This window comes from Joostella sp. CR20 (genome assembly GCF_038433465.1).
Lineage (GTDB): Bacteria > Bacteroidota > Bacteroidia > Flavobacteriales > Flavobacteriaceae > Galbibacter.
The window spans coordinates 254,285-280,075 of record NZ_JAESVF010000002.1 but is presented as its reverse complement, the minus strand read 5'-3'; the positions used below and the strand labels follow the sequence as shown (position 1 = coordinate 280,075).

20 protein-coding genes are annotated in these 25,791 nt (G+C 33.6%); 10 read left to right on the top strand and 10 right to left on the bottom strand.

The window, feature by feature from the left end; translation table 11 throughout:
• Nucleotides 1-17: 17 nt before the first annotated feature.
• Both JMA43_RS05350 and JMA43_RS05345 read right to left on the bottom strand, forming a co-directional pair.
• Entirely contained in the window at nucleotides 18-3,095 is a 3,078-nt protein-coding gene (locus JMA43_RS05350) for a SusC/RagA family TonB-linked outer membrane protein (protein WP_342155351.1), read from the bottom strand.
• Nucleotides 3,096-3,620: 525 nt separating this feature from the next.
• Entirely contained in the window at nucleotides 3,621-6,419 is a 2,799-nt protein-coding gene (locus JMA43_RS05345; RefSeq protein WP_342155350.1) for a helix-turn-helix and ligand-binding sensor domain-containing protein, read from the bottom strand.
• 140 nt (nucleotides 6,420-6,559) lie between these two features.
• Here JMA43_RS05345 and rmuC point away from each other — a divergent pair, with 140 nt between their 5' ends.
• The 4 genes from rmuC (at nucleotide 6,560) to JMA43_RS05325 (ending at nucleotide 9,960) form a co-directional block, all read left to right on the top strand.
• Entirely contained in the window at nucleotides 6,560-7,924 is a 1,365-nt protein-coding gene (gene rmuC / locus JMA43_RS05340; RefSeq protein ID WP_342155349.1) for a DNA recombination protein RmuC, read from the top strand.
• Between the two features lie 26 nt (nucleotides 7,925-7,950).
• Nucleotides 7,951-8,496, top strand: a complete 546-nt coding sequence (locus JMA43_RS05335; protein ID WP_342155348.1) for an acyl-CoA thioesterase — start codon at nucleotides 7,951-7,953, stop codon at nucleotides 8,494-8,496.
• A 137-nt stretch (nucleotides 8,497-8,633) separates the two neighbouring features.
• The gene (locus JMA43_RS05330; protein WP_342155347.1) at nucleotides 8,634-9,245 is read left to right on the top strand and encodes a SatD family protein; all 612 of its coding nucleotides are present in this window, start codon (nucleotides 8,634-8,636) and stop codon (nucleotides 9,243-9,245) included.
• A gap of 10 nt (nucleotides 9,246-9,255) precedes the next feature.
• Nucleotides 9,256-9,960 carry a DUF3307 domain-containing protein gene (locus tag JMA43_RS05325; RefSeq protein WP_342155345.1) on the top strand — a complete coding sequence of 235 codons (705 nt, stop codon included), beginning with the start codon at nucleotides 9,256-9,258 and terminating at the stop codon, nucleotides 9,958-9,960.
• A gap of 140 nt (nucleotides 9,961-10,100) precedes the next feature.
• Here the strand turns inward: JMA43_RS05325 and carB are convergent, their stop codons facing one another.
• Entirely contained in the window at nucleotides 10,101-12,953 is a 2,853-nt protein-coding gene (carB, locus tag JMA43_RS05320; RefSeq protein ID WP_342155344.1) for a carbamoyl-phosphate synthase large subunit, read from the bottom strand.
• Between the two features lie 97 nt (nucleotides 12,954-13,050).
• A complete protein-coding gene (rpmH, locus tag JMA43_RS05315) occupies nucleotides 13,051-13,212 on the bottom strand; it encodes a 50S ribosomal protein L34 (RefSeq protein WP_342155343.1) in 162 nt (53 codons plus the stop codon).
• Between the two features lie 164 nt (nucleotides 13,213-13,376).
• On the opposite strand from rpmH, the gene JMA43_RS05310 reads away from it, so the two are divergent.
• Nucleotides 13,377-13,892 (top strand): DUF2892 domain-containing protein, encoded by a 516-nt coding sequence (locus JMA43_RS05310; protein WP_342155342.1) that lies wholly within the window; start codon nucleotides 13,377-13,379, stop codon nucleotides 13,890-13,892.
• Between the two features lie 453 nt (nucleotides 13,893-14,345).
• Here JMA43_RS05310 and cls read toward each other — a convergent pair whose 3' ends face one another.
• Genes cls through JMA43_RS05295 form a run of 3 tightly spaced genes read right to left on the bottom strand, consistent with a single transcriptional unit; the run spans nucleotide 14,346 to nucleotide 17,452 of the window.
• The gene (gene cls, locus JMA43_RS05305) at nucleotides 14,346-15,800 is read right to left on the bottom strand and encodes a cardiolipin synthase (protein WP_342155341.1); all 1,455 of its coding nucleotides are present in this window, start codon (nucleotides 15,798-15,800) and stop codon (nucleotides 14,346-14,348) included.
• Nucleotides 15,800-16,750: a lytic transglycosylase domain-containing protein gene (locus JMA43_RS05300; RefSeq protein ID WP_342155340.1), complete on the bottom strand. Its 951-nt coding sequence runs from the start codon at nucleotides 16,748-16,750 to the stop codon at nucleotides 15,800-15,802. The genes cls and JMA43_RS05300 overlap by 1 nt, the downstream gene beginning before the upstream one ends.
• A gap of 36 nt (nucleotides 16,751-16,786) precedes the next feature.
• Nucleotides 16,787-17,452, bottom strand: coding sequence for an alpha/beta hydrolase (locus JMA43_RS05295; protein WP_342155339.1), 666 nt, complete (start codon nucleotides 17,450-17,452; stop codon nucleotides 16,787-16,789).
• A gap of 231 nt (nucleotides 17,453-17,683) precedes the next feature.
• On the opposite strand from JMA43_RS05295, the gene JMA43_RS05290 reads away from it, so the two are divergent.
• Nucleotides 17,684-17,977, top strand: coding sequence for a GNAT family N-acetyltransferase (locus JMA43_RS05290; RefSeq protein WP_342155338.1), 294 nt, complete (start codon nucleotides 17,684-17,686; stop codon nucleotides 17,975-17,977).
• A 115-nt stretch (nucleotides 17,978-18,092) separates the two neighbouring features.
• Here the strand turns inward: JMA43_RS05290 and JMA43_RS05285 are convergent, their stop codons facing one another.
• Together JMA43_RS05285 and sucC are read right to left on the bottom strand one after the other, a co-directional pair.
• A complete protein-coding gene (locus tag JMA43_RS05285; RefSeq protein WP_342155337.1) occupies nucleotides 18,093-18,431 on the bottom strand; it encodes a hypothetical protein in 339 nt (112 codons plus the stop codon).
• Nucleotides 18,432-18,876: 445 nt separating this feature from the next.
• A complete protein-coding gene (sucC, locus tag JMA43_RS05280) occupies nucleotides 18,877-20,070 on the bottom strand; it encodes an ADP-forming succinate--CoA ligase subunit beta (RefSeq protein ID WP_342155336.1) in 1,194 nt (397 codons plus the stop codon).
• 406 nt (nucleotides 20,071-20,476) lie between these two features.
• Between sucC and lysA the strand changes: the two genes are divergently transcribed.
• The 3 genes from lysA (at nucleotide 20,477) to JMA43_RS05265 (ending at nucleotide 22,961) form a co-directional block, all read left to right on the top strand.
• Complete coding sequence (gene lysA / locus JMA43_RS05275; RefSeq protein ID WP_342155335.1) at nucleotides 20,477-21,718, top strand: diaminopimelate decarboxylase; 1,242 nt, start codon at nucleotides 20,477-20,479, stop codon at nucleotides 21,716-21,718.
• 136 nt (nucleotides 21,719-21,854) lie between these two features.
• A complete protein-coding gene (locus JMA43_RS05270; protein ID WP_342155334.1) occupies nucleotides 21,855-22,364 on the top strand; it encodes a thioredoxin family protein in 510 nt (169 codons plus the stop codon).
• 18 nt (nucleotides 22,365-22,382) lie between these two features.
• A complete protein-coding gene (locus JMA43_RS05265; RefSeq protein WP_342155333.1) occupies nucleotides 22,383-22,961 on the top strand; it encodes an NUDIX domain-containing protein in 579 nt (192 codons plus the stop codon).
• Nucleotides 22,962-23,034: 73 nt separating this feature from the next.
• Here the strand turns inward: JMA43_RS05265 and JMA43_RS05260 are convergent, their stop codons facing one another.
• Nucleotides 23,035-24,336, bottom strand: a complete 1,302-nt coding sequence (locus JMA43_RS05260; RefSeq protein ID WP_342155332.1) for a DUF3472 domain-containing protein — start codon at nucleotides 24,334-24,336, stop codon at nucleotides 23,035-23,037.
• A 317-nt stretch (nucleotides 24,337-24,653) separates the two neighbouring features.
• Here JMA43_RS05260 and JMA43_RS05255 point away from each other — a divergent pair, with 317 nt between their 5' ends.
• Nucleotides 24,654-25,790: an SIS domain-containing protein gene (locus JMA43_RS05255; RefSeq protein WP_342155331.1), complete on the top strand. Its 1,137-nt coding sequence runs from the start codon at nucleotides 24,654-24,656 to the stop codon at nucleotides 25,788-25,790.
• The last annotated feature ends 1 nt before the right edge of the window (nucleotide 25,791 follow it).

Here is a 25,791-nt window from a genome sequence, read left to right as displayed (position 1 = left end):
CTGGTCTTTTAAGTTTTTTACAATTCGATATTTACTCCTAGAATGAATGTCTTAACATTTGGGTATGCAGAAAGTTCGATTCCTGCTGTTTCATTTGGTGCTCCAGACTGAAGTAACTCTGGGGTGAACCCTGTATATTTTGTAAATAAAAACGGATTCTGAGCTGTTGCGTAGATTCTTAATTTTGTAAAATAAGGTACTGCATCTTCAGAAAGAGTGTATCCGATAGAGATATTATTGATTCTTAAATAATCTCCATCTTCTAGGTAGTAACTAGATGCTACTGCATCTCTGTCTGCTCCAGGGTGCGTGTTTGTAGAACCTGCTCCCGTCCAACGGTTGTCGTAAACTTCTTTTGTAATATTTTCACCTCCGTCAATACGAACTCCTTTTAGTCCGTTGTAAACTTTATTACCTCCTACTCCAAAAGCATCTAAATTAAAATCGAATCTTTTATAGTTTAATCCTAGGTTAATTCCGTAGTTAAACTTAGGCAAATACGACCCTAAAAATACTTTATCTCTATCATCAATAACACCGTCTTCGTTTTGGTCTTTATATCTTAAATAACCTGGTTTTGCACTTTCAAGACTAGCGTTGTTATCAATTTCATCTTGAGTTTGCCAAACCCCTTCGGTTTCGTACATCCACCATGCATACAGTGGCTGTCCTTCTTCCAATCTTTTGGTTATTTGACCATTTGCCAAACTTCCGCCAGTGTTTCCATCATAAGCAGGTTTTACATCTTGTAAAACGTTTTTGTTGTATCCGTAGTTTACACCAATACTGTATGAAAAATCTTCAGTTACTTCATCTTGCCAGTTTAAAGCAATCTCAAAACCTTCGTTATTTACTTTTCCACCATGGTCGTAATACGAAGCTTGGAAAGCAGAATTCAATAAAGGTTTTACATTCATGATTGCATTTTCGGTAGTTCTATTGTAGTAATCGAAGTTTGCAGAAAGTCTGCTGTCTAAAATCGAAATATCAATTCCTGCAAAAACTTCATTTGTTTTCTCCCAAGTTAATTCGGTAACAGGAGTTCCAAAACTTGAACCAAAAATTAAAGCTTGATTTGGTCCAAAAACATAGTTGTTGGTACTACTCCCTGGGCTTGTACTTACGGTAGATGTATTAAGTTGCGGTACATTTGCATTCCCAAGTTTACCGTATCCTCCACGAATTTTCAAGAAATCGATTCCTGAATTACTCATAAACTCTTCGCGAGATATTACCCAACCTGCACTAAACGATGGGAAATTCCCCCAGTATTCTTCATTCTCCTTGAAAAAGCTATCTCCATCTCTTCTGAAGTTTGCAGTGATGAAATATTTATTATCGAAGTTATATTGGAGTCTTCCAAAGTAAGAAAGCTTCGTTCTAATGTTACTATAGCCTTGCTCTGCAACTTTGTCGTAATCTGAAGAAGCCATATCGATATTCCAATACTGCTCTTGACTTGGCACATCGTACCCCTTTACATAACTTCTATAAGTGTCGTTTCTTAAATCTCTAGTAAGACCTAATAACATATTAAAATTATGCTTATCGAACGATTTATCGATGGTTAAGAATGTATCCCAGTTATAACGAAACTCTTCTCTGTTTTCATAAGAAAGCTCATTATTTACATATGTTAAAGAAGTAGGATTATTTTCTTTTAAATCTTCAAATTGCGAAGCTGTTCTTGTTGGATCTGAAGCCAGCCAGCTTCCTTTAACATCGTTAAATACACGCTTTTTATAATAATATTTGGTAGCACCAAAGCGAGAACTTAACTTCAACCAATCGGTTACATCAAATTCTGCTTTAAACAACCCTTGAATATTTGTAGTTTGTATTTTTTGGTTGTCATAAAAAGCATTTGCTACAGGGTTTCCGATAGAATTTAAACGTCCTATAGTTTCTCCTGGAGCTCCTTGATAGGTAACTAAACCTGTTGTTTGATTTACAAAACTTTGTCCATATTGACCACTTTCGTAATAAACAGGAACTAAAGGCGATTGTCTGTAAGCATCATTAAAAACACTATAACCCTTTGGATTCTCGTTTGTAAAAGATAAGTTTACGTTTGGTGTTAACTTTAATTTTCCATCAAAAAGTTTAAATGTATTATTGGTTCTAATAGTTGTTCTATTATAACGTTGGTCTTTTAATAAACCATCTTCATTATAATTATTCACACTGAAAAAGTAATCTACATTTTCAGCTCCTCCAGATACAGAAACATTATTGTTGTTAGAAAATGCTGTTCCAATAAGTTCATCGTACCAGTCGGTGTTATTCAATTGATTTGACGATAATTGATAAGCGCCTCCTGTAGAGGTTTGTTTCTCGTTGAAATAGGTGATATATTCTTGTCCGTTTGCCATTTCAACAGGATTCAAAACAGATTTTGCACCGTAAAAAGACTCAACTTTAATACTAGATTTACCTGCTTTACCACTCTTTGTAGTAATTAAAACCACTCCATTTGCAGCATCACTACCATAAATAGCAGCCGACGAAGCATCTTTCATAATATCTACACTAGCAATATCACTCGGACTAATATTTTGAATATTGCTCACCATAATACCATCTACAACATATAAAGGACTACTTCCTGCAGAAGCAGTTCCTACCCCTCTAATTACAACTTTAGGATCGGTTCCTGGCGCATCACTATTAATAATGTTAACACCTGCAACTTTCCCTTGTAATGATTGCATTGCGTTGAGTGCTGGCTGCTCCGCAATCTCTTCTGCTTTTGCAGAAACAATTGCTCCTGTTAAATCGGAACGCTTTTGGGTTCCATAACCTACAACCACCACTTCATCTAATTGGTTTGTTGAAACAGTTAATGAAACATTAATAGTGTTTGAGCTTCCTACTGTTACTTCCTTAGTATCCATTCCTACGTATGAAAAAATTAATATTTCTCCATCCGCAGCTTCTATACTGTAATTTCCATCAAAATCGGTTTGGGTACCGTTAGTCGTACCTTTTATTAAAACTGTTGCTCCTGGCAGTGGCATATTTTGATCGTCGGTGACCACCCCAGAGATTGTTTGTTGTTGGGCAAATGCCGACACACAACATAACAGTAATAACATGAATAAATAATTTTTCATTTGATTAATATATTTTAAAGTTAGCTTTTTAAAACTACTACAAACTACAACGATGTAGTAAGAAATTACCTCATCTTGATTACATCAAATTTTAAGACGTTAAAAAATCTAGTCTTTACAAGGTATTAGCGGTTTAAAAAAGATTAACTACAACGTTGTAATTTTAAAATGATGTAGTAATGATGTAATATTTTTATGTGAAATTAACCAAATTGAAGGCTTAATTTTATCAAATTAACATTAAAAACTTAAAATTTTGTGATTTTCACACTTGACTATACTGTAAAAGAATAAGCATTTGACACAAAGAAGTACAACTGTCAAACATTTTTTTTAATAAAACAGGAAGGATATTACATAAATTAAACGAAGGAATACACTAATTTGTGTATTTTAAAATTAAAAACAATAGCTACTAAATACTTCTGATAATAGCTTTAAAAAATGTAGTACTAATTTAGGTTTGATGATAAAATATCATTTTGTAAAAACATCTAGAGACAAAGCCTAGATATTCATTAAATACTCGTTGATATTCTGCTCCGAAGAAAGACCTAATTTTTTACGTAATCTATACCTATGTATCTCAACTCCTCTTACTGAAATACTCATTAATGGAGCTATTTCTTTTGTTGAAAGATTCATTTTTAAATAAGCACAAAGCTTTAAATCTTTTGATGTTAATTTTTCTGGATGAAGTTTTAAAAGATCTTTAAAGAATGAATCATGTATGTTATTAAAGTTAGACTCGAAAATCTCCCAATCGTTTGCGTTGTTAATATTCTTATCTATTGTTTTCAACAACTTGTTGAATCTAATTTTATCTATAATTTCCGACTTAAAATGTAAAAGCTCTTCTTTTAAATCAATAAGTATTTCATTCTTTTTCGTCATTTCAAGAGCTGTATTTGCCAACTCTTTAGTTTTGTTTTTTAATTCTTGTTCGTGTTGAGACTTCTGAATTTCATTCAATTTCTTTTCATGACGTAATGCTTCCTCTTTTCTATTAAGCTCTTTTTGATGTTCAAACTGATCTTCTAAATATTTTTTATGTCTTATCAGCATAAATTTATTTACCGTAAAAGCTAACATCAATATCAAAACAAGAATTACAATTAACAATACACCTCCCCAAACGCCCAAATACCATGGCTTTTTTATTTCTAAAGTAAGTTGCTTTCCTTTTTCTGAAATTTTATTTTTCACTTTAGATCTAATATCTATAACAGTTTCACCATAGGGTAAATTTGTAAGTATAATTTTGCCTTTATCAGTTACTCTATATTCAGAATGCAGTGATGAAGATAAATTATAAACAATTAAGTTATTAGATAAAAAAGGAATCGATGTTTCTATTTCAATAGTATCTCGCTGTTTTAATGGAGGTAACGCATTCAAAAATTGTGGTTCCCCATTTATAAACACCCTATTTATTTTGGGTTGTTCAGCAACTTTTTGTTCGCCAATTTTTTTTGAATTAATAGCCAATATATCGTTGTAAAGTGCGATGTAAGCAACCGAATCGTTTATTACAATTGCTCTTTCATCTTCTTTAAGTAATTTATCCTCATAATATCGTGTTGGAATAAAATATTGAGAGTTTTGGCTATGCAGTTGCTCTCTTATAAAAAGCATCCCATTTGATTTTTTAAAGATCAAAGGCTGAGTTCCATCGTTTGTTATCGGGTAAGCATCTGCGTCTTTTCCTAGTATAGTCTTTAAAGATTCAAAGGACTCAATTTTTTGTTCTATAGGGTTATATACAAACCATTCGTTATTATTATAAAAAGCTATTTGGCCTTCAATTTCAAATAGTTTTATTAAATAAATGTTGGGTAATGCGTTATTATACTGCTCCTCTATCCTTTCTACTCGAGAGTAGTCCTCAGAAAAATGAACACGATATACGCCTTTATAAGTATGTGCTACCCATGCAATATAATCTTTCTCTAAAACTACTTTCTTTACAGGAAAATTTAATCCTTCAATTGTTTTTACTTCCCAACCTGATTTGGTTTTAGTATACTTTGTAAGTCCTTCGTAATTTCCTTGAATATAATCATTTTGATGCTTCGGAATATTCTTAAACACATACCCCCCGTTTTTATCAGAAATAAGTTCCAACTGATTATTTTTTATCTGGTATGTAGCCAAATTATGCCCACAAATAATTACATCATCAACAAGGGTTAAATCCCAAATATGACCTTGAGAACCTTCAATAAATTTAAATCCATCTTGATCCCCTACATAAATTCCCGTATTGGTAGCAATATAGGTTTGATTTTTATACGAAACCATATCGTAAACACCTCCAATATCTTGCTTTAAAGGGTTTAAATAATAGGCATCAAAATTAATTGGTATCGCCGACAAACCGTTGTCTAACGATAGCCATAAAACACCACGATCTGTATATAAACTTCCTAAAACTGTATTGTTTTTGAGTCCGTTTTGTACATTAATATTGTAGTACGTTGATTTTTTTCTGTTGAAAACATAAACCCCATTTTTTATAGTTCCGAAGAAAAGGTAGTCCTTGTCGATCGTCATTTTATTGAGCTGATTTTGTTTCATCAACTCATTTAAAGGATTATTCCACGGTTGTACCTTTCCATCTTTCCAAATAAAACATCCATTAAGAGAAGTTCCCAAGATAATAGCATCCTCAGAAAATTTGGCAATCGACTGTACTTTATAGTCACTTAATATCGAAGTCTCCTCTTGTAAAACAAGTTCATTATCGACCAATTTACATACCCCTTTCCCACGACCAAAAACATAAAATTCATCATTAATAACATTCCCTCCAAGTATTGTCATTTCAGCATTAACAACCTCAATTTTATCGTTTTTATAAATATATATTTTACTGAAGGATTTAAAAATTATTGCATCTTTCAATTGATGGATGGACCATATCGACTCGGTTTCTACAGACTTATTTGACAGTTTACTACTCAAACTTGTATACGCTAATTCGCCCGTAGCAGTTGTTTTCCAAAAACCAAATTCTTCATACGATCCTGTATAAATAATGTCGTCAAAAAAAGCAACCGATCGCACAATGGTTTGATGCGGAAGTTCATACAAACGCCACGTATTTCCATCAAACTCAAGCAACCCTTCATTATTTGCTACATACACAGTTTCATTACCATAGGCAATCCCCCAATTCTGAATTCCAGCTTTATAATTGTTAACCGAAAAATTGTGTATCGGAGGTCTGCGTTGTCCAAAACTTAACACCGTACACAGAAACACATTTATAAAGAATAATATTTTTAAATACTTATAAAAAGGCATGGGTTTATTTATTGCTGAAAAAGATAAATTGTAATTTAAAATAACTTCCAATTATTGATGCTGAAAGTTATAATTTATTTCGAATCTTTTATCTTTACAATTATTATTCATTTCTAAAACTTTCAACGAAAATACATATAATGACTGAAACACTCTTATTAATAATTGTTGCCTTTATTTTTGCGATTGCTGGAATTTTCCTCGGAATTTATATCCAAAAACTGAAAAGTAATACCGCTACTTCTAGCTTTTTAGAACGCGAACGTCAATTGCAGTTAAATACTGAAAGTCTTAAAGCTGAAGTTGAAAAAGAACGTGCCGAAAAAGAACAAATCCGCCAGGAAAAAGATTCGCTTGCCATACAACTTTCTCGTAAAGAAGTCGATTTTGATAATTTATTAGAGCGAAACAAAGAGCATAAAGCTGAAGTGGAGCAATTACAAGAAAAATTTGAAGAAAAGTTTCAGGTATTGGCGAATAAAATTTTAGAGGAAAAATCAGAAAAATTTACGCATCAGAATAAAGAAAATATCAAAAGTATTTTAACGCCACTTCAGGAAAAAATTCATCTTTTTGAAAAGCGTGTTGAAGATAGTAATAAAGAAAGTATTACGCGTCATTCGGCACTTCAACAGCAACTTATTCATTTAAAAGAGCTCAACCAACAAATTACAAAAGAAGCTTCAAACCTTACAAAAGCACTCAAGGGAGACACCAAAATGCAAGGAAATTGGGGTGAATTGGTATTAGAGCGCGTTCTCGAAAAATCGGGACTTGAAAAAGATAGTGAGTACACCGTACAGAATAGCTTTACAACCGATGAAGGAAAACGAGTATTACCAGATGTTGTGATTCATCTTCCTGATAACAAGAAAATGATAGTCGACTCGAAAGTGTCTTTAATTGCTTACGAGCGCTACGTAAATGAGGAAAATGACGAATTAAAACCTGCTTTGTTAAAAGAACATGTAAATTCTATCAAAAAGCATGTGGAACAACTAAGCGCAAAAAACTATCATGAACTTTACAAAATTGAAAGTCCAGATTTTGTACTTCTTTTTATTCCTCTTGAACCTGCTTTTGCAACAGCTTCACAGCAAGAACCGCAGTTGTACAATATGGCCTTCGAAAAAAATATTGTAATCGTAACCCCATCTACGCTTTTGGCTACTCTTCGTACGATAGATAGTATGTGGCAAAACGACAAACAACATAAAAATGCTTTAGACATTGCTACGCAAGCGGGTAGATTGTACGACCAATTTAAAAACCTTTTAGACGATTTAGAAAAAGTAGGGAAACAGCTTAACACTGTACAGACTTCGTATACGAGCTCTATGACCAAACTTACAGGTAAAGGAAATTTATTAGGACGTGTTGAAAAGCTTAAAAAGCTTGGCGCGAAAGCAAGCAAACAAATAGACCAAAAATGGCTCAATAGGGCTTCGGATAACGACGATGAAACTGAAGAGCTTCCAATAAACCAACCAAACAAATTATTGTAAAACAACTATCATTCTAAAAAACACACATGACACCAAAATTTAAGACTGTTAGCGCCTCGCGAGTAGAGATTTCTGAGTTAATGCTTCCCTCCCATTCCAACTTTAGCGGAAAAATTCATGGAGGGTTTATCCTTTCGCTTCTAGATCAAATTGCCTTTGCTTGTGCTTCTAAACATTCGGGCTCGTATTGCGTTACTGCCTCGGTAGATACTGTAGATTTTTTAATGCCTATTGAAATTGGCGAATTGGTAACCATGAAAGCTTCGGTAAATTTTGTTGGAAATACGTCTATTGTTATTGGTATTCGCGTGGAAGCCGAGAACATTCAAACTGGTGCCATAAAACATTGTAATTCTTCATATTTTACAATGGTTGCCAAAGACGACCACGGAAATAGTGTAAAAGTTCCTGGACTTATTTTAGAGTCTGAACAAGATTTAAAACGTTTTTTTAAAAGTATTAAACGGAAGCAACTTACCAAAGAACGTCATGACTATGCCGACAGCTTGGATTATTCTGTAAATAACCTTATCCATGAGCTAGAAGGTTATAATGTGCAAATAAAAATATAATTCATCGCCTAAATAAACGATATTTATATTTATCGTTTCATAACACGATATTTGCATATATCGCCTAAATGCACGATATTTGATATTATCGGTTTAAAACGCAATATTTAAAATTATTGACATCTAACCCAATAAAAATGACGAGTGTTATTACAGGCGATATTATTAATTCTAGGGAAGCAAATGCCCCTGAGCAATGGCTTACACCCTTAAAAAAGATATTCAAGACTATCGATCCAAATGATCAACTTTGGGAAATTTATCGTGGCGATAGTTTTCAAATTGAAATAAAAAACACCCAAGAAACCTTCTTAACTGCTGTACTTATAAAGGCCTCCATAAAAGAAGTTCCAAACATAGACGTTCGTATGGCAATTGGCGTTGGAAGCAAAACTCATACTGCTTCTAAAGTATCAGAATCAAACGGGAGTGCTTTTATTCATTCTGGAGAAGAATTTGAAATGCTGAAACAAAACAAAGCAAATCTGGCAATAAAAACTGATGATAAGGCGCTGAACGAGGAATTAAATTTGTATTTTAAACTGGCTTTAATTGCCATGGATAGTTGGACAAAAAATTCAGCAGAAATTGTAAAACTTGCTATTCAAAATCCAAATTCGTCTCAACAAGAATTAGGAAAATTAATCGGGATAAAACAAAATACAGCAAGCGATCGTTTAAAAAGAGCACATTTTGATGAAATTGTGGAACTTCATAAAATGTATCAGAAAAAAATAAGCGCGTTATAAAACCAAAAAAATGGAGTTATTTTTAAAGTTATTACTAGCACACTTGCTTGGCGATTTTACATTTCAGTCTAAAAAATGGGTTACCGAAAAGGAAAGTAAAAAACTAGCTTCAGGAAAACTATACCTCCATATTGCCATTCATACTGCTTTGGCGTTTTTGTTTGTTTGGAAATTAAAACTTTGGTACATCTCAGTAATTATTGGTATTTCTCATCTCATCATTGACGCTGCAAAACTTTTACTTCAGACTGAAAAAACAAAAAGAATATTTTTCTTTATCGACCAACTATTACACCTTGTTGTAATTGGTTTACTATCTGTTTTTTCGAGTACTACTGAAATTGATTTTAGCTTCATTACAAATTCGCAACTGCTTTTAATTGTTACATGCGTGTTGTTTTTAACGCAACCAACTTCAATCATAATTAAAACACTTATTTCGGTTTACACCCCAAAAACGGAAATGGAAAAAGACGATTCGCTTGAAAACGCAGGGAAGTATATTGGCATGTTAGAGCGGTTGCTTGTGTTTGTTTTTATTGCTACAAACCATTGGGAAGGCGTTGGTTTTTTAATTGCGGCAAAATCTATTTTTAGGTTTAGTGATTTGACCGAAGCCAAAGACCGAAAGCTAACCGAATACATCTTGATTGGAACACTGTTAAGCTTCGGTATTGCTATAACAACTGCTTTGGTATTTAATACTTTCTCATAGTAAATTATTAATGTATTTCTAATAAATCGAAACTGAATCTTTATCCAATTTCACATAAAAAACTTTTTAATAGAAATAAAAAACTGCCTAAAATAATTCAATTTTAGGCAGTTTGTATAAGTTATTATTACTGAAAAATATTATTTACTCAAATACATTTTTCTACGTTGATACAAGTCGTAAAACTCATCGTCTTTCAAGCTATCAATAAACAAGATGCTTTCTCCAGTACTCTTCATTTCTGGTCCTAATTTTTTATTCACATTAGGGAACTTATTAAAAGAGAATACAGGCTGTTTTATAGCGTAACCTTCTAGTTGCGGATTAAATGTAAAGTCTTTTACTTTCTTCTCTCCCAACATTACTTTGGTCGCATAGTTTACATACGGCTCTTTATACGCTTTTGCAATAAATGGCACCGTTCTAGAAGCACGTGGATTTGCCTCAATAATATACACTTTATCATCTTTAATTGCAAACTGAATATTAATCAACCCAACCGTATTCAGCGCTAGTGCAATTTTACGAGTATGATCTTTAATTTGCTCTAAAACTAAATCTCCTAAATTGAACGGTGGCAATGTAGCATTCGAATCTCCAGAGTGAATTCCGCAAGGCTCAATATGCTCCATAATTCCTATAATGTACACATCTTCTCCGTCGCAAATTGCATCGGCTTCAGCTTCTATAGCACCATCCAAATAATGGTCGAGTAATAATTTATTGTTCGGAATTTTTCTTAGCAGGTCAACAACATGCTCCTCTAATTCTTTTTTATTGATAACAATCTTCATTCCTTGTCCTCCAAGTACGTACGAAGGTCTAACCAAGATTGGGAAATCAAGCTCATCTGCCAAAGCAAGCGCTTGATCGGCAGTTTCTGCTACTCCAAATTCTGGATAAGGAATGTTATTTTCTTTTAGTAGACTTGAGAAACTTCCTCTATCTTCAGCTAAATCTAAAGATTCAAAGCTAGTTCCAATAATTTTGATTCCGTATTTATTAAGCTTTTCAGCCAATTTAAGTGCTGTTTGCCCACCCAACTGTACAATTACACCTTCTGGATTTTCATGACGGATAATGTCGTAGATATGCTCCCAATATACTGGCTCGAAGTATAATTTATCGGCTGTATCAAAATCGGTAGAAACTGTTTCAGGGTTACAGTTAATCATGATGGTTTCGTAACCACATTCAGCAGCTGCTAAAACACCATGCACACAACAGTAGTCAAACTCAATTCCTTGTCCGATACGGTTTGGTCCAGAACCTAAAACCACTATTTTCTTTTTATCTGTAACAACACTTTCGTTATCCGAATACACTTCGCCATCGGCAGTTCTTACCACATCTTCAAAAGTAGAATAGTAATAAGGCGTTTCCGCTTTAAATTCCGCAGCACAGGTATCTACCAATTTGTATATTCTGTTGATGTTTAATTCATCTCTTTTTGCATGAACTTCACTTTCCCAACATCCTAACATATGCGCAATTTGTCTGTCGGCAAAACCTTTTTGTTTCGCTTCTAGCAATAAACTTTTAGAAAGAGTTTCTATGGTATGTGTTGAAATTTCTTTTTCGAGGAAATGTAATTCTTCATATTGTTTTAAGAACCACATATCGATTTTTGTAATTTCGTGAATGCGACTCAAAGGAATTCCCATTTGAATAGCGTCGTAAATTACAAACACACGATCCCAACTAGCATGCGTTAATTTATCGATAATTTGATCGTAGTTTTTATACCCTTTTCCATCTGCTCCTAAACCATTACGTTTAATTTCGAGCGATTGTGTTGCTTTGTGTAACGCCTCTTGGAACGAACGTCCAATCCCCATTACCTCTCCAACACTCTTCATTTGAAGTCCTAATTCTCTATCAGATCCTTCAAACTTATCAAAATTCCAACGAGGTATTTTTACGATTACATAATCTAAAGTCGGCTCGAATAATGCTGAAGTAGATTTTGTAATTTGATTTTGAAGTTCGTCTAACGTGTAACCGATAGCCAATTTACTTGCAATTTTTGCAATTGGATATCCTGTTGCTTTTGATGCCAATGCAGAAGAACGAGATACACGAGGATTAATTTCAATCGCGATAATATCTTCTTGATCGTCTGGACTTACCGCAAACTGTACGTTACAACCTCCAGCAAAATCTCCAATACTACGCATCATATGGATTGCCATATCACGCATTTTTTGGAAAGTCCTGTCAGAAAGTGTCATCGCAGGCGCTACAGTAATCGAATCTCCAGTATGAATTCCCATCGGATCCATATTTTCGATTGTACAGATAATTACTACGTTGTCATTTTCATCGCGCAATAGCTCAAGCTCGTATTCTTTCCATCCCATCAAAGCTTTGTCGATCATTACTTCGTGGATTGGCGAAATCTCGAGTCCTCGACTTAAAAGTTCGTCGAAGTTTTCAGGTTTATAAACAATAGAAGCTCCCGCACCACCTAAAGTGTACGATGCTCTAATTACCAAAGGAAAACCAAACTCCTGCGCAATTTCTTTTCCTTTTAAGAAAGAAGTAGCCGTAGCTTGCGGTGCCATCGGAATACCAATTTTAAGCATTAACTCACGGAATTTCTCACGATCTTCAGTAATATTAATAGCGTCGATATCCACTCCGATAATTTCTACTCCAAAATCTTCCCAAATTCCTTTTTCATCAGCTTCGATACACAAATTCAATGCTGTTTGTCCTCCCATAGTTGGTAAAACCGCATCGATATTTGGGTGCTTTTTTAAGATTTCAACAATCGATTTTGTAGTTAGAGGTTTCAAGTATACATGGTCGGCCATTGAAGGGTCGGTCATAATCGTAGCAGGGTTGCTATTGATTAAAACTGTTTCAATTCCATCTTCTCTAAGCGAGCGTAATGCTTGCGAACCAGAATAATCAAATTCGCACGCTTGCCCAATAATAATAGGTCCTGAGCCTATTAACAGTATACTCTTTAGGTCTTTTCTTTTTGGCATTTTAAATAGCTATTGTATTATATATGATGTTGTTGGGTATAAAAAAAGGCGTTACTAACAAAAGTAACACCTTATATTTTAATAATCAATACGATCATTATTTCTTGTGTCTAGGTTCAGAAGAAACAGATAATTTTTTTCTACCTTTTGCTCTTCTGCTAGCAAGCACCTTTCTACCGTTTGCAGAGGCCATTCTTTCTCTGAATCCGTGCTTATTTCTTCTTTTTCTTTTCGAGGGTTGAAATGTTCTTTTACTCATTGTAATATCTTTATCTCTTTGGTAACTCTATCTCTTTTCGGCTTAAATATACTTCACAAAAGCGCGGCGCAAATATACAAAGACTTTTTACTTATACAAACACCTTTTTAAAAATATTTTTATAAGTTTTTATTACCTTTGCCCTTCAATTGAAAATTCCCGACATGTTCAACAAAAATATAAAATTAGTAATTGCTGTATTAATCATTGCTTACGCCGTTTATCAATTCATTGAAGGCCATATAGGTAATGGTATTTTTTTAATCCTACTTTCACTTATTTTTATTTTCTTATACTTCCGAAATGAAATGATTTTGCTCGCTTTTTTAAGAATGCGTAAGCAAGATATGGAAGGAACCAATAAATGGCTTAATAAAATTAAAAACCCAGAAAGTGCATTAGTAACCAAACAACAAGGTTATTATAACTACTTAAAAGGGATTATAACTTCGCAGACTAATTTAACTGAAGCTGAAAAATATTTTAAGAAAGCAATTAAGCTTGGTCTAAATATGGATTACGATTTGGCTATGGCAAAATTAAGCCTTGCAGGAATCTCCATGCAAAAAAGAAGAAAAAGAGAAGCTACAATGCTTTTAAACGAAGCCAAAAAGCTAGACAAGCAAAATATGCTAAAAGAACAAATAAAAATGATGCAACAGCAAATGAAACGCATCTAAGCAGTTTGCAACTAAAAATTGATAAAGCAATTATTTCTACAAGGAGTAATTGCTTTTTTTATTACTACTAAATTATAATCCCAAATCATCTAGTGGAAATAGTTGAATGTTTAGCCGAATTCAATAACATTCAAATTCGTAAATCGAATTTACTCTAATTTAGCCTCAGTTCGATATAAACATTAACATATTATAGCACCTTTAATTATTTGTATTTAAATTACTTATTAATACTTTCATTTTTGTCTTGACACAAAAACGAAACAAAAAAGTCAAGACTGATTCAAAAAGCATCAGAAAATCTACGGAAACAACCTCCACAGATAAAAAGAACTCGCTACGCTCAAACAGCTTTTTATCTATCAGCCCACGCTGCTTCCTTGATTTTCAATACTTTTTAAATAGGTCTATTTTATCTCACATTCATTATTCTTACGTCGAATTCACGTTAATTTACAAAAGTGGCGCCCACAGCCTACAAAACGATTCTTTAAGGCGTTGAGACAGTCCTCTATTAAACCATCTTTCAGCATCAACTTGTTCGCTATACTGAAGATCGTCAATATAAATATCTAACATCTGTTTTGTGATAGCTTCGTTGTAAATAAGTGCATTGACCTCAAAGTTTATATGAAAGCTTCTATAATCCATATTTGAGGTTCCTATGGTGGTAAAAACATCGTCAACAATCATGGTTTTAGCATGAATGTTTCCTTTTTCGTATAAATAAATTTTCACCCCTGCCCTCAACAACTTCTCAAGATATGAATAGGTTGCATACTTCGCAGCCCACGAGTCGCAACTTTTAGGAATCATCAGTCTAACATCAACACCACTTTTGGAAGCCGTAGAAAGTGCCAACGAAATTTCGTCATTCGGAATAAAATAAGGCGTTGTAATATACACATACCTATTTGCTTCGTTGATAGCCGTAAACATAGCTTCCATAATATTTGCCCACTCGGTATCGGGACCACTGGCTGCAATTTGAATCGGAATTTTTTCTTGCACATCGGTATCTGGAAACCAACTTTTATCAATCTTAATCGGTTTATCGCACACAAAATCCCAATCCAACGAAAAATGAAATTGCAACAAACCTGCCGCCTGCCCTTCGATGCGTAAATGTGTATCGCGCCAAAACCTACGTCCGTCTTTATTTACATACTCATCTCCAATATTTATACCGCCAACATATCCTATTTTTCCATCGATAATAATCATTTTTCTATGATTTCGATAATTGGCCTTGCTTGCAAACTTCGGAAAATACACAGGCATAAAAGGAAACATTTCTACGCCACTATCTTTTAAACATTTAATAGATTTATTGCTGAAGGAACTCGCAACAGAGTCGTAATTAATCTTAACATTAACACCTTGAGATGCTTTTTCACAAAGAATTTCAATTAATTCGGAACCTATTTCATCATCTCTAAAAATGTAATATTCAATATGAATGGATGAAGTTGCTGCTTTTACATCTTGAAATAAGACTTTAAATTTTTCTTCACCATTGATTAAAATTTGAACCTTATTATGCAGTGTAAGTGGCGAACGATTTTCGCTATCGATGAGTCTGATAATTTTAGTATTTCCATCTAAAACATCGCTCCCCAAAGCAAAAGCTTCTTTTTTGTTTAGTACTAATTGTTGCGCCCACTCTTTTATATTCTTCTGATTTAAAACATTTTTCTTTTTAAATATTTTAAACTTCCTGTAGTCTTGTCCGAAGAAATAATAAACAATTAAACCCAAAAACGGAAATGCGAGTAGCGCAATTAAATAAGAGAGGGTTTTGGTTGGATTTATATTTTTAAGCAGAATAGTAACTGCAGCAATTAATGCTAGTACATAATTTAAGCCTAGCAAAAATTGCCACAAATGATCTGTAATATAATTCCACATTATTGCACAGAAGGATAGAATCCTGCTTTCGGAATTTCGATATAATATTTTTTACGAGAAGCATTGTTTAAATGCGTTTCGCGCAACCAAGGGTTGTGAATTTTCAAGATTTTATAGTTAATTCCGTACTGTTGTGCAAACTTTGGGAAATCGGTTACAACGGTATCTACTTCAACTTTATTTACAGGAATGTGTGTGTATAAATCTTCTTGATCAAAGTTAAAACCGTAAGCTTCAGGGTTTGATAATATTTCTTTTAAAGCTAAAATTCTAAATACATAACGCCCTGTTTCTTCACCCAAAAGCACATCGTAATAGTCGGTTACTTCTTGACGGTCTAATTGTTTTGCCATTCCGTACTGTCCAGCATTGTAAGCAGCTGCAGCCATTGTCCAATTTCCAAAACGCTCTTTAGCTTTTATTAGATATTTACACGCAACTTCCGTAGCCATTTCAATATGATAACGCTCATCCACATTATCATTTACTTCTAAGCCATATTCTCTAGCAGTACCTTTCATTAATTGCCAAAAACCAGTAGCTCCAGCAGGCGAAATAGCTTGTGTTAATCCACTTTCAATAACAGCGATATATTTTAAATCGTCTGGAACTCCATAGCGTTTCAAAATTGGTTCGATTACCGGAAAATACTTGTTAGCCCTTTTAATCAGCAACAATCCGTTAGATTGCCAATACGTATTTACCAACAATTCTCTATCCATTCGCTCTCTAATATCTGGATCTTCTATAGGAACCCTTTCACCAGCAAAATTTAATCCGCTAGGAATTTTCAAAGCATAAATATTATAATCGTGTACACGACTTAAACTGTCTTTATTTGTTTCTGAACTAGCAACCGAAGTAATGTTTGTTGCCTGTACTGCGTTGATAAAAACTGCAGCAATACCCACTACTCCAGCTAAAACTAAAATATTTTTTATTCGTTTCATCCCCATTTTTTTTTATAAATATACAAATTTGATTTGTTAGTTTTCCAAGATTAATTTTGGCAGGTTTTCGTTAAACCACTTAAATTTATTCAATATCATAACGTGAGTTCCTCCTTTTATTTTAATACAATCGTGAATATTTATACACGGAAAAACGCCGTCTTTATCGCCATGAATATGAATAACCGACGGAAACGGATCTTTTTGTTTCCAATTAATAATCGCATCGATAGCCCAATCTAGATAATATTTATCTCTTACCGACAAATATTTCTCATACAAATCTAAACGTTTTGTAACCGATTCTCCAAATGCATATTTTGCAACCAACTCAATATTAGTAACCAAACCTGTAGGCAATAATTTATGAAGATGCGTGTACTTTGCAAATACCATTCGCTTTGGCAACTCTTTATTACACTTAACACTTGAGATAATTATTACTTTTTTTACTGAAATAATTTTTGCCATTTCTTGTACCAATACGCCACCAAATGAAACTCCTACCAACACTGGGTTGTCATGCTCAATAAATGTTGTCATACGTTTTGCATAATCCTCCAACGGTTCGTTCTTTAACGGTATTTGCCAATGTAAAAAATGAGTTTCGAATTGCTCTTCAGGAAGCTTTATATATTCAAAAATCGATGGATTTGCAGCCATTCCTGGCATAAAATACACATGTGTTTTAACCTCACTCATAGATATTAATAATTGAAAAATAGAATGTTAGCCATTTTTTTTCGTATCTTTGTAGCACATAAAGGTATGTATTTCTCTTTCAAAACAACCACCAACCGAAACCAAATTTAACTACTGCGCGTTTTATAGCTGAAAGGTTTATAAAATTTTGGCAAGTGTAAGTATTGCGCTATACCTATTTCGATAGTCGAAGTTTTTATAGTTTAAGAATGATTTTTAAATCTCGTAATAATGAATGAAGTAGTAATTAATGACAATGAGTTTTTGCGTCAATACGAAACAAAAATTGATGGTAAGCTAGCAAAAATTGAGTATGCTTCTCAAGAACGAAAAGTTTTTTTAACAAAACTAGTTATTCCAGAAGAGGTAACAGACCCAAACTTCAAAGACAACTTCATAACAACTGTTTTGAAACATATTGAAGAAAAAAATCTAAGTGTTGTTCCAACAAGCCCTCAAATAGCAGGTTTTTTAAGAAGACACAAAGAATTTAAAGGTTTACTCCCCGTAGGAATTAGAATTTAACAGAAACTGCCCTTGAGGCAGTTTTTTGTTTTTATCTACTACTTAAAAAAAAGAAAAATCGCCTTTCCCTCAAAAAGACGATCTTTCAACTTCCCTAAACTAACTACTCTACAAACTAACCTTTTGCTACAATTCTAACGTCAACCTTGTACTCTTCATTTGCTTTTAAAGTACCAGGCGTTACTTTTTTGTAATTCATTCTACTTTTAATATACGACTCTACCATGTCGTTTTCTGCAACTACGTTAATCACTACCAATTCATTTTTACTGTTTACTAAAAAATGAACATTCGCAATCATGTCGTCTTCAGAAACTCTAAATGATGGAGTTCCTAAAATAGTAGACAACTCTTTTGTAACGTTTTTGTTTACAGGTTTTGGATCGTTGTTGGCAACTAGCATTGTCGAAACAAACATACTTGCCACGGCTAAAAAGATTTTTAAATTTTTCATTGCTTTGTGTTTTTTGATTACAGATCAAAATTACAAACAGAAAATCACATAAATAACTTAAAAACAAATAGTTAACTAACTTTTAAACTGAATAACATTTGCCTAACCTTGCTGAAAAAGTGGTGAAAAAGTGCAAAACACCTGAGAAGCTTCTGCTGACAAGAGATTGCTAAATTTCGTTTGAAAAACAAAAAAATCAACCAAAAAAAGAAGCTACTAATACTTAATTGGTTTCTATAAGAAGAATTGAATTTCTATATTGATTTCCTATAAATTCAGCAGCTTTTATACTTAATAATTAGAAAGTTAGCATTTTACACCGTGAAGTAATTCAGCTAACAAAAACTTTACATTGCAAACATTTTTTCGGGATATGGTTTACAATTTAAAAACAAAAAAGCCTCGACAAATTACCGAGGCTTTCAATACTTTTATTTTAAAAGACTTATTTAAGTAACTGTTGTACTTTGTCTGCAGCTTCTTTAAACTCAATTGCAGAGTGTACTGCAAGTCCTGAATTGTCTATTAATTCTTTTGCAATTTCAGCGTTTGTTCCTTGTAAACGTACAATAATTGGCACCTTAATAGCGTCTCCCATGTTTTTGTAAGCATCTACAATACCTTGAGCAACACGGTCGCAACGAACAATTCCTCCGAAAATATTAACCAAAATAGCTTTTACATTCGGATCTTTCAAAATCATTCTGAATGCAATCTCTACTCTTTTTGCATCGGCAGTACCTCCAACATCTAGGAAGTTAGCTGGTTCTCCACCCGCCATTTTAATTAAATCCATCGTAGCCATTGCCAATCCAGCTCCGTTAACCATACATCCAACGTTTCCGTCAAGGTTAACAAAGTTTAAACCTGCTTCTTTAGCTTCTACTTCAATCGGATCTTCTTCTCTTAAATCGCGCATTGCTGCGTAATCTTTATGGCGATAAAGTGCATTATCATCGATAGTTACTTTTGCATCTACAGCCATAATTTTATCATCTGAAGTTTTTAACACAGGGTTAATTTCAAATAACGAAGAATCTGAAGACTCGTAAGCTTTGTATAATGCAGTAACAAATTTTGTCATTTCTTTAAAAGCAGTTCCACTTAATCCTAAGTTGAATGCTACTCTTCTTGCTTGGAAAGGAAGCAATCCTGTTGCTGGATCTACTTCTTCATGATAAATAAGGTGTGGTGTTTTTTCAGCAACCTCTTCGATATCCATTCCACCTTCAGTAGAATACATAATCATGTTTTTTCCTTTGCTTCTATCTAACAATACCGACATATAGAATTCTGAAGTTTCGCTATCTCCTGGATAATATACATCTTCTGCCACCAATACTTGATGAACTCTTTTCCCCTCTTTTGAAGTTTGAGGCGTTACTAAGTCCATCCCAATAATATTTCCAGCAATTTCTTCTACTTCCTTAAGGTTTTTAGCAAGCTTAACTCCTCCACCTTTTCCGCGGCCTCCAGCATGTACTTGTGCTTTGATAACGTGCCAACCAGTTCCGGTTTCTTCAGTTAATTGTTTTGCTGCAGCTACGGCCTCTTCAGGATTTTGTGCTACAATTCCGCGCTGAATGCGCACTCCAAAACTTGCTAATATTTCTTTTCCTTGATATTCGTGTAAATTCATAACGATACATTGTATAATTTAAAGCGAAACAAAAGTAACAAATGGAGTTTAATAAACCCAATCTAGAATTATTTTTTTAAAAATGAATAACATTCATCACAAAAAAGGACAAAGTTTTAACACCAAATAACAATTATTCATTATTTCTAATTCGTGTACAAATCTTGAAACCGTGTCTTTTCAGTAGCAATAAAAAACAGAAAAACAGTCCTTACAACACTCATTATCAATTAAAACAATATCTTAGCACAACCAAAAACAACTATTTATACTATAATGAATTGACTTTTGGCAATTCAACTTTTGTTATAAATACAACATTGTGTTTTATTTTTATATATTTAATAAATTTTATTTTGAATGCAATTCAACTTTTATAGTTTTGCTCTTTAATTTATTATGAAGTATGAACAATAGCGATCTTTTAAATGTAGCCAAAGAATTTGGCAGTCCGGTATACGTATACGACTCAGAAAAAATAACATCTCAATACCAAAGGCTTACCTCTGCTTTTAAAAATGTAAAGCAGTTAAAACTTAACTATGCTGTAAAGGCGCTATCTAATGTTGCTATTTTAAGACTGATGAACTCTTTAGGAAGCGGTTTGGATACGGTTTCTATACAGGAAGTTCAATTAGGACTTATGGCTGGTTTTAATCCAGAAGATATTATTTTTACTCCAAACGGAGTTTCTTTAGAAGAAATTGAAGAAGTTGCCAAACTTGGCGTTCAAATTAACATCGACAACCTTTCTATTTTAGAGCAATTTGGTACTAGAAACCCGAAAGTTCCAGTATGTATCAGAATCAATCCACATGTAATGGCAGGAGGAAATTCTAATATTTCTGTAGGACATATCGATTCGAAATTCGGTATTAGTATTCACCAAATTCCTCATATCCTTAGAATTGTAGAAAATACTGGGATGCGCGTAAACGGTATCCATATGCATACGGGGAGCGATATTTTAGATATCGAAGTCTTCCTGTATGCTTCTGAAATATTATTTGACACTGCAAAACATTTCCACGATTTAGAATTTATCGATTTTGGAAGCGGATTTAAAGTTCCTTACAAAGAAGGCGATATCGAAACCAATGTTGAAGAATTAGGAAAAAAACTTTCTAAAAGATTTAATGCATTTTGCAAAGAGTTTGGTCGTGACTTAACTCTTGCATTCGAACCAGGTAAATTTTTGGTTAGTGAAGCTGGTTTTTTCTTGGCAAAAGTAAATGTTGTAAAACAAACAACTTCTACAGTTTTTGCAGGTATCGACTCTGGTTTTAATCACCTTATCCGCCCAATGCTTTACAATTCGTACCACAAAATAAGCAACATCTCGAACCCAAAAGGGAAAGAGCGCTTCTACTCTATTGTTGGATACATTTGTGAAACAGATACTTTTGGAAGTAACCGTCGTATTAATGAGATTTCTGAAGGCGATATTCTGTGTTTCAAAAACGCTGGAGCTTATTGCTTCTCGATGGCTAGCAATTACAACTCTAGATTTAGACCACCAGAAGTTTTATGGCACAAAGGACAAGCACACTTAATAAGAAAAGGAGAAACTTTTGACGATTTAGTTCAGAATTTAGTAGAACCAAACATTCCTGAATTATCTCAAAAAGAACTCGTAAAAGAAGCATAAAAAGTAAACTCGGCCTCACAGCCGAGTTTTTTATTTCCTACACACAACATTCATTTATTATTACTACATTTATCAAAAGCCTGTAAGTAACGCAATAACAAAGCGTACAAACAAGTATAAATTGAACAGTAAATACATGAAAAATCTCTTTTTATTCGTCTTTCTTTTAGCAATCACTACCACTTCTGCTCAAGAAATAGAGTGGCTTACTTGGGAACAAGCCATTGAAAAATCGGCTACCGACGAGCAACCCAAAAAAATATTCGTAGATGTGTATACCGATTGGTGCGGATGGTGTAAAAAAATGGACAAAGACACCTTTAACAATCCTGAAGTAGCAGCTTATATGAAAGCAAATTTTTATATGGTGAAAATGGATGCTGAAGGAAAAGAAGACATTGAATATATGGGAAAAACATTTAAATATGTAGGTCAAGGCAAACGCGGTTACCACGAACTTGCCGCGGCGTTACTACAAGGTAAAATGAGCTTCCCAACTGTTATATTTTTAAATGAAAATGTCGAAATTATATCGCCTGTTCCTGGGTATCAAAAACCCGATTCCTTCTTAAAAGTCGCTAAATATTTTGGAGAAGAAATCTACAAAACTCAAGATTGGGCAACTTACGAAGCTCAAAAAAGTTAATTACATTTCTTTCTGAAAATGAATAACAACATCGAGATTACAAAAGAAACTATTCTGTCAAATGAATGGTACTGCCTTAAAAAAATTATTTTTCAGCAAAAAAATTCAAAAGGAATTACAGAAACCATAAGTCGAGAAGTATACGACCGCGGCAATGGAGCTGCCATTTTATTATACAACCCTGAAACTAAAAATATTATTCTAACGCGACAGTTTAGAATGCCCACCTATTTAAATGAAAATGAAAGTGGGATGATGATTGAAGTTCCTGCTGGAATCATTGAAGACGAAAGTCCAGAAAAGTCTATCATCCGTGAAACCGACGAAGAAACTGGTTATCAAATTTCTGAAGTAAAAAAGGTGTTTGAAACCTACACTTCACCAGGTGCCGTAACAGAAAAATTACACTTGTATGTTGGGAAATTCAACGCACAGATGAAAACTCATCAAGGTGGCGGACTTGATAGTGAACACGAAGATATTGAAGTTTTTGAAGTCGCTTTATCCGAAGCCTCAGAATGGATTAAACAAGGAAAAATTACAGATGCAAAAACAATCATGTTGATACAGTATGCACAGCTAAATGCACTTGTATAAAATAAAAAAGCATTGTTGGAATATCCAACAATGCTAAACAACAAACTAACTATCAATAAAATTGACGTTTTCGTTAAATTCCTTTTGGTAATTCTTCAAAATTAATAGTTGGGGTTTCCCCATTTTCTTTTCTAGTAAATTCAGAATCGATAGGTGTTGTATCATCAAAGAAACCGCAATTGGTCATAAAAAACACATTCCCTTCTGCTCCACCTGCGTAATCCAACCTAGAGCCTTTTCTCGCTGTATTATCTGCAGTAAACTTAGCTTTTGTAAGTTCGTGCCAATTTCCTTTTGCATCAAGTACCCATTGATTTCCATAAAAGCCTTTTCTGTTTAAAAATCCAGTTTCAGTTCTGAAGTTTTCTAAAAATGAGTGTTGGCGTTTCAAATAAGTCGAGGTGTGTGGTCTTCTAAAACTAGCTATGAGATGCCATTGATTTGCTTCACCATCAAAAAAGTAAGCAGTATAGTCGGTTGAATTATTAACAGACGGAACACCTTTCAACAAAAACTTATAAGTAATACCTGCTTTCCAATTAAACACCTTAAAACTCTGCCCTCCAGATCCCTCATTACCAAACTCTCCAGTAGTAACGCCTTGCCCTTTTTCGAGCAAAATAATTTTATAATCGTCTGGAATTTCTTTTGGGTTTTGAGTTTTAAACGGACTCCAAACAGAAAACAATATTCTTCTCTCTTCGGAAGAATTAACCTGCATTCCAAAATATCCTTCTCCAAAACCGTTCGCCATAAAATACGACCCCAAAACATCATTTCCTTCGGGTACTGTTATTTCGTTATAAAACCATTCCACATCGATATCCTTTGGAGTCTCGTATCGCAAATGCACAGAAGGCCCTCTTCGTCCCCAATAAAAATCTTCCTTAACAAAAGTCGTATTCGCTGTTACAGCGGTTCCGCCAATCAAAATTGCTTCTATTGCTCCAAAAGTAGCTCCTTTCTTTTCTAACCCTTGAATTTCAACAAACTTATAACCAGGTTCATTTACCTTAAAAGTTCCTACTGGGATAGTATCGAATTCGCTTTTACGCATCGTTACTTCCTGAGATTTCCCTTCAAAAGAAACCTTCAATGTAGCTTCTCCATCGATAGCCTTACCAAGAATTCCAAGTTGAATTTCTCCAATCGTATCTAGTTTGAAATACGTTCTAATCACGGCCGAATCGTTATTCCAGTTTTCAATACCTTTCTTGGTGATTATTGCTTCGTTTACAGCCAAATCATTCACAACCCAACTATTTCCTTTTGTTGGAATTGACATTGAATAATCGACTATCTCCTTTGCTTGCTCACATCCAACAAGAAAAAAGCCTAACAATAAAACTAACAGTGTGTTTTTATAAATTTTCATAATTGATAAATAAAATTTCAAAAGTAACTTGCAATGCGATTCAAAATAAACTCAATAAAACTTTAAAAATTTCAGATTACCACAACTACCCCTATAAATATTCGAATAGACTATAATTAACATGAAAATAACTTTCGTTTATTTATTTAATCACAATAAAAAATATATAAATCAGAATATATTAGCTATATTCTAATTTAAAAGCGAAATATACGAACAAATAAAAAGGTAACGAAATTTTTTTTGTTTTCGAATTATTTTCTTTTAATTTGCGTAAGACGACTATAAGTTGTCATTTCTTATAAACTTTGAAAAAGATGAAGAACAATACAGCAAGTCTTAATAACCTACATACAGTACAAGAAATTAACTCACAACCAAGGCTGTGGAAAGAAACATTTCAATTACTGAGCAACAGCAAAGAGGCTATTTCTAAATACTTACAACCAATTCTAGCTAAAGAAAATCTTAGAATTATTGTAACTGGAGCAGGCTCTTCGGCTTTTATTGGTGAGGCTTCTCAAAGTATTATTCAAAAACAAACAAACAGATTAACACAACCAATTGCAACCACCGATTTGGTTACGCATCCAGATTCATTTTTCTTAAGAAATACACCAACCTTATTAATTTCTTTTGCTAGATCTGGAAATAGTCCTGAAAGTTTGGAAGCTGTTTCGCTAGCTGATGAATTTTCAAATGACATCTACCATCTAATTATAACATGTAATAAAGATGGCGCATTGGTCGATTATCATAAGGAAACAAAAAATCCATGTTACAGTATTGTACTCCCAGAAGAAACAAACGACAAAAGTTTGGCTATGACGAGTAGCTTTACGAGCATGCTTCTTACTGCCTTATTGGTTACAGACATTAAAAACATAGATAAAAAAGCAACTGATTTAGATACAATCTGCGAACAAGCCGAAGCCATTTTAAATAGTGTAGATGTTTTTGCTGAAATCACAGAAAGAGCTTTTGAAAGAGTAGTCTTTTTAGGTTCTGGAGAAAAATTAGGAATTGCTAGAGAATGCCACCTAAAATTACAAGAATTAACCGACGGGAAAGTTATTTGTAAATTCGATTCTTTCTTAGGATTTAGACACGGGCCTAGAGCTGTGGTGAATGCAAACACATTACTTGTGTATCTTTTTTCTGAAGATGAACACGTGTTTAAATACGAAAAGGATTTGGTAGAAGACATTGCGAAAGACCCGAGAAACATTCAGGCAATTTTAGCTGGAGGAGTTGTAGATATTAAAATTAAAAATGCCGTTCGAATTCCTTTTCAAGCGGTAAGCAATAACACATTACAACTTATTCCAGTTACACTTATTGGTCAGCTTTTAGGTCTTTATAAATCTTTAAAATTATCGTTAAATCCAGACAATCCATCGGTTTCTGGAGCTATCAATCGAGTGGTACAAGGCGTAAACATTTATAAAAAGTAAT

Bases quoted from the DNA above. Each gene is read 5' to 3' on its own strand.
- lysA (WP_342155335.1), top strand. From the start codon at position 20,477: ATGAACAATAGCGATCTTTTAAATGTAGCCAAAGAATTTGGCAGTCCG.
- JMA43_RS05350 (WP_342155351.1), bottom strand. From the start codon at position 3,095: ATGTTATTACTGTTATGTTGTGTGTCGGCATTTGCCCAACAACAAACA.
- JMA43_RS05310 (WP_342155342.1), top strand. From the start codon at position 13,377: ATGTTCAACAAAAATATAAAATTAGTAATTGCTGTATTAATCATTGCT.
- JMA43_RS05345 (WP_342155350.1), bottom strand. From the start codon at position 6,419: ATGCCTTTTTATAAGTATTTAAAAATATTATTCTTTATAAATGTGTTT.
- rmuC (WP_342155349.1), top strand. From the start codon at position 6,560: ATGACTGAAACACTCTTATTAATAATTGTTGCCTTTATTTTTGCGATT.
- JMA43_RS05265 (WP_342155333.1), top strand. From the start codon at position 22,383: ATGAATAACAACATCGAGATTACAAAAGAAACTATTCTGTCAAATGAA.
- JMA43_RS05300 (WP_342155340.1), bottom strand. From the start codon at position 16,750: ATGAAACGAATAAAAAATATTTTAGTTTTAGCTGGAGTAGTGGGTATT.
- JMA43_RS05285 (WP_342155337.1), bottom strand. From the start codon at position 18,431: ATGAAAAATTTAAAAATCTTTTTAGCCGTGGCAAGTATGTTTGTTTCG.
- JMA43_RS05295 (WP_342155339.1), bottom strand. From the start codon at position 17,452: ATGAGTGAGGTTAAAACACATGTGTATTTTATGCCAGGAATGGCTGCA.
- JMA43_RS05290 (WP_342155338.1), top strand. From the start codon at position 17,684: ATGAATGAAGTAGTAATTAATGACAATGAGTTTTTGCGTCAATACGAA.
- JMA43_RS05325 (WP_342155345.1), top strand. From the start codon at position 9,256: ATGGAGTTATTTTTAAAGTTATTACTAGCACACTTGCTTGGCGATTTT.
- JMA43_RS05255 (WP_342155331.1), top strand. From the start codon at position 24,654: ATGAAGAACAATACAGCAAGTCTTAATAACCTACATACAGTACAAGAA.
- JMA43_RS05260 (WP_342155332.1), bottom strand. From the start codon at position 24,336: ATGAAAATTTATAAAAACACACTGTTAGTTTTATTGTTAGGCTTTTTT.
- JMA43_RS05330 (WP_342155347.1), top strand. From the start codon at position 8,634: ATGACGAGTGTTATTACAGGCGATATTATTAATTCTAGGGAAGCAAAT.
- rpmH (WP_342155343.1), bottom strand. From the start codon at position 13,212: ATGAGTAAAAGAACATTTCAACCCTCGAAAAGAAAAAGAAGAAATAAG.
- JMA43_RS05335 (WP_342155348.1), top strand. From the start codon at position 7,951: ATGACACCAAAATTTAAGACTGTTAGCGCCTCGCGAGTAGAGATTTCT.
- carB (WP_342155344.1), bottom strand. From the start codon at position 12,953: ATGCCAAAAAGAAAAGACCTAAAGAGTATACTGTTAATAGGCTCAGGA.
- JMA43_RS05270 (WP_342155334.1), top strand. From the start codon at position 21,855: ATGAAAAATCTCTTTTTATTCGTCTTTCTTTTAGCAATCACTACCACT.
- cls (WP_342155341.1), bottom strand. From the start codon at position 15,800: ATGTGGAATTATATTACAGATCATTTGTGGCAATTTTTGCTAGGCTTA.
- sucC (WP_342155336.1), bottom strand. From the start codon at position 20,070: ATGAATTTACACGAATATCAAGGAAAAGAAATATTAGCAAGTTTTGGA.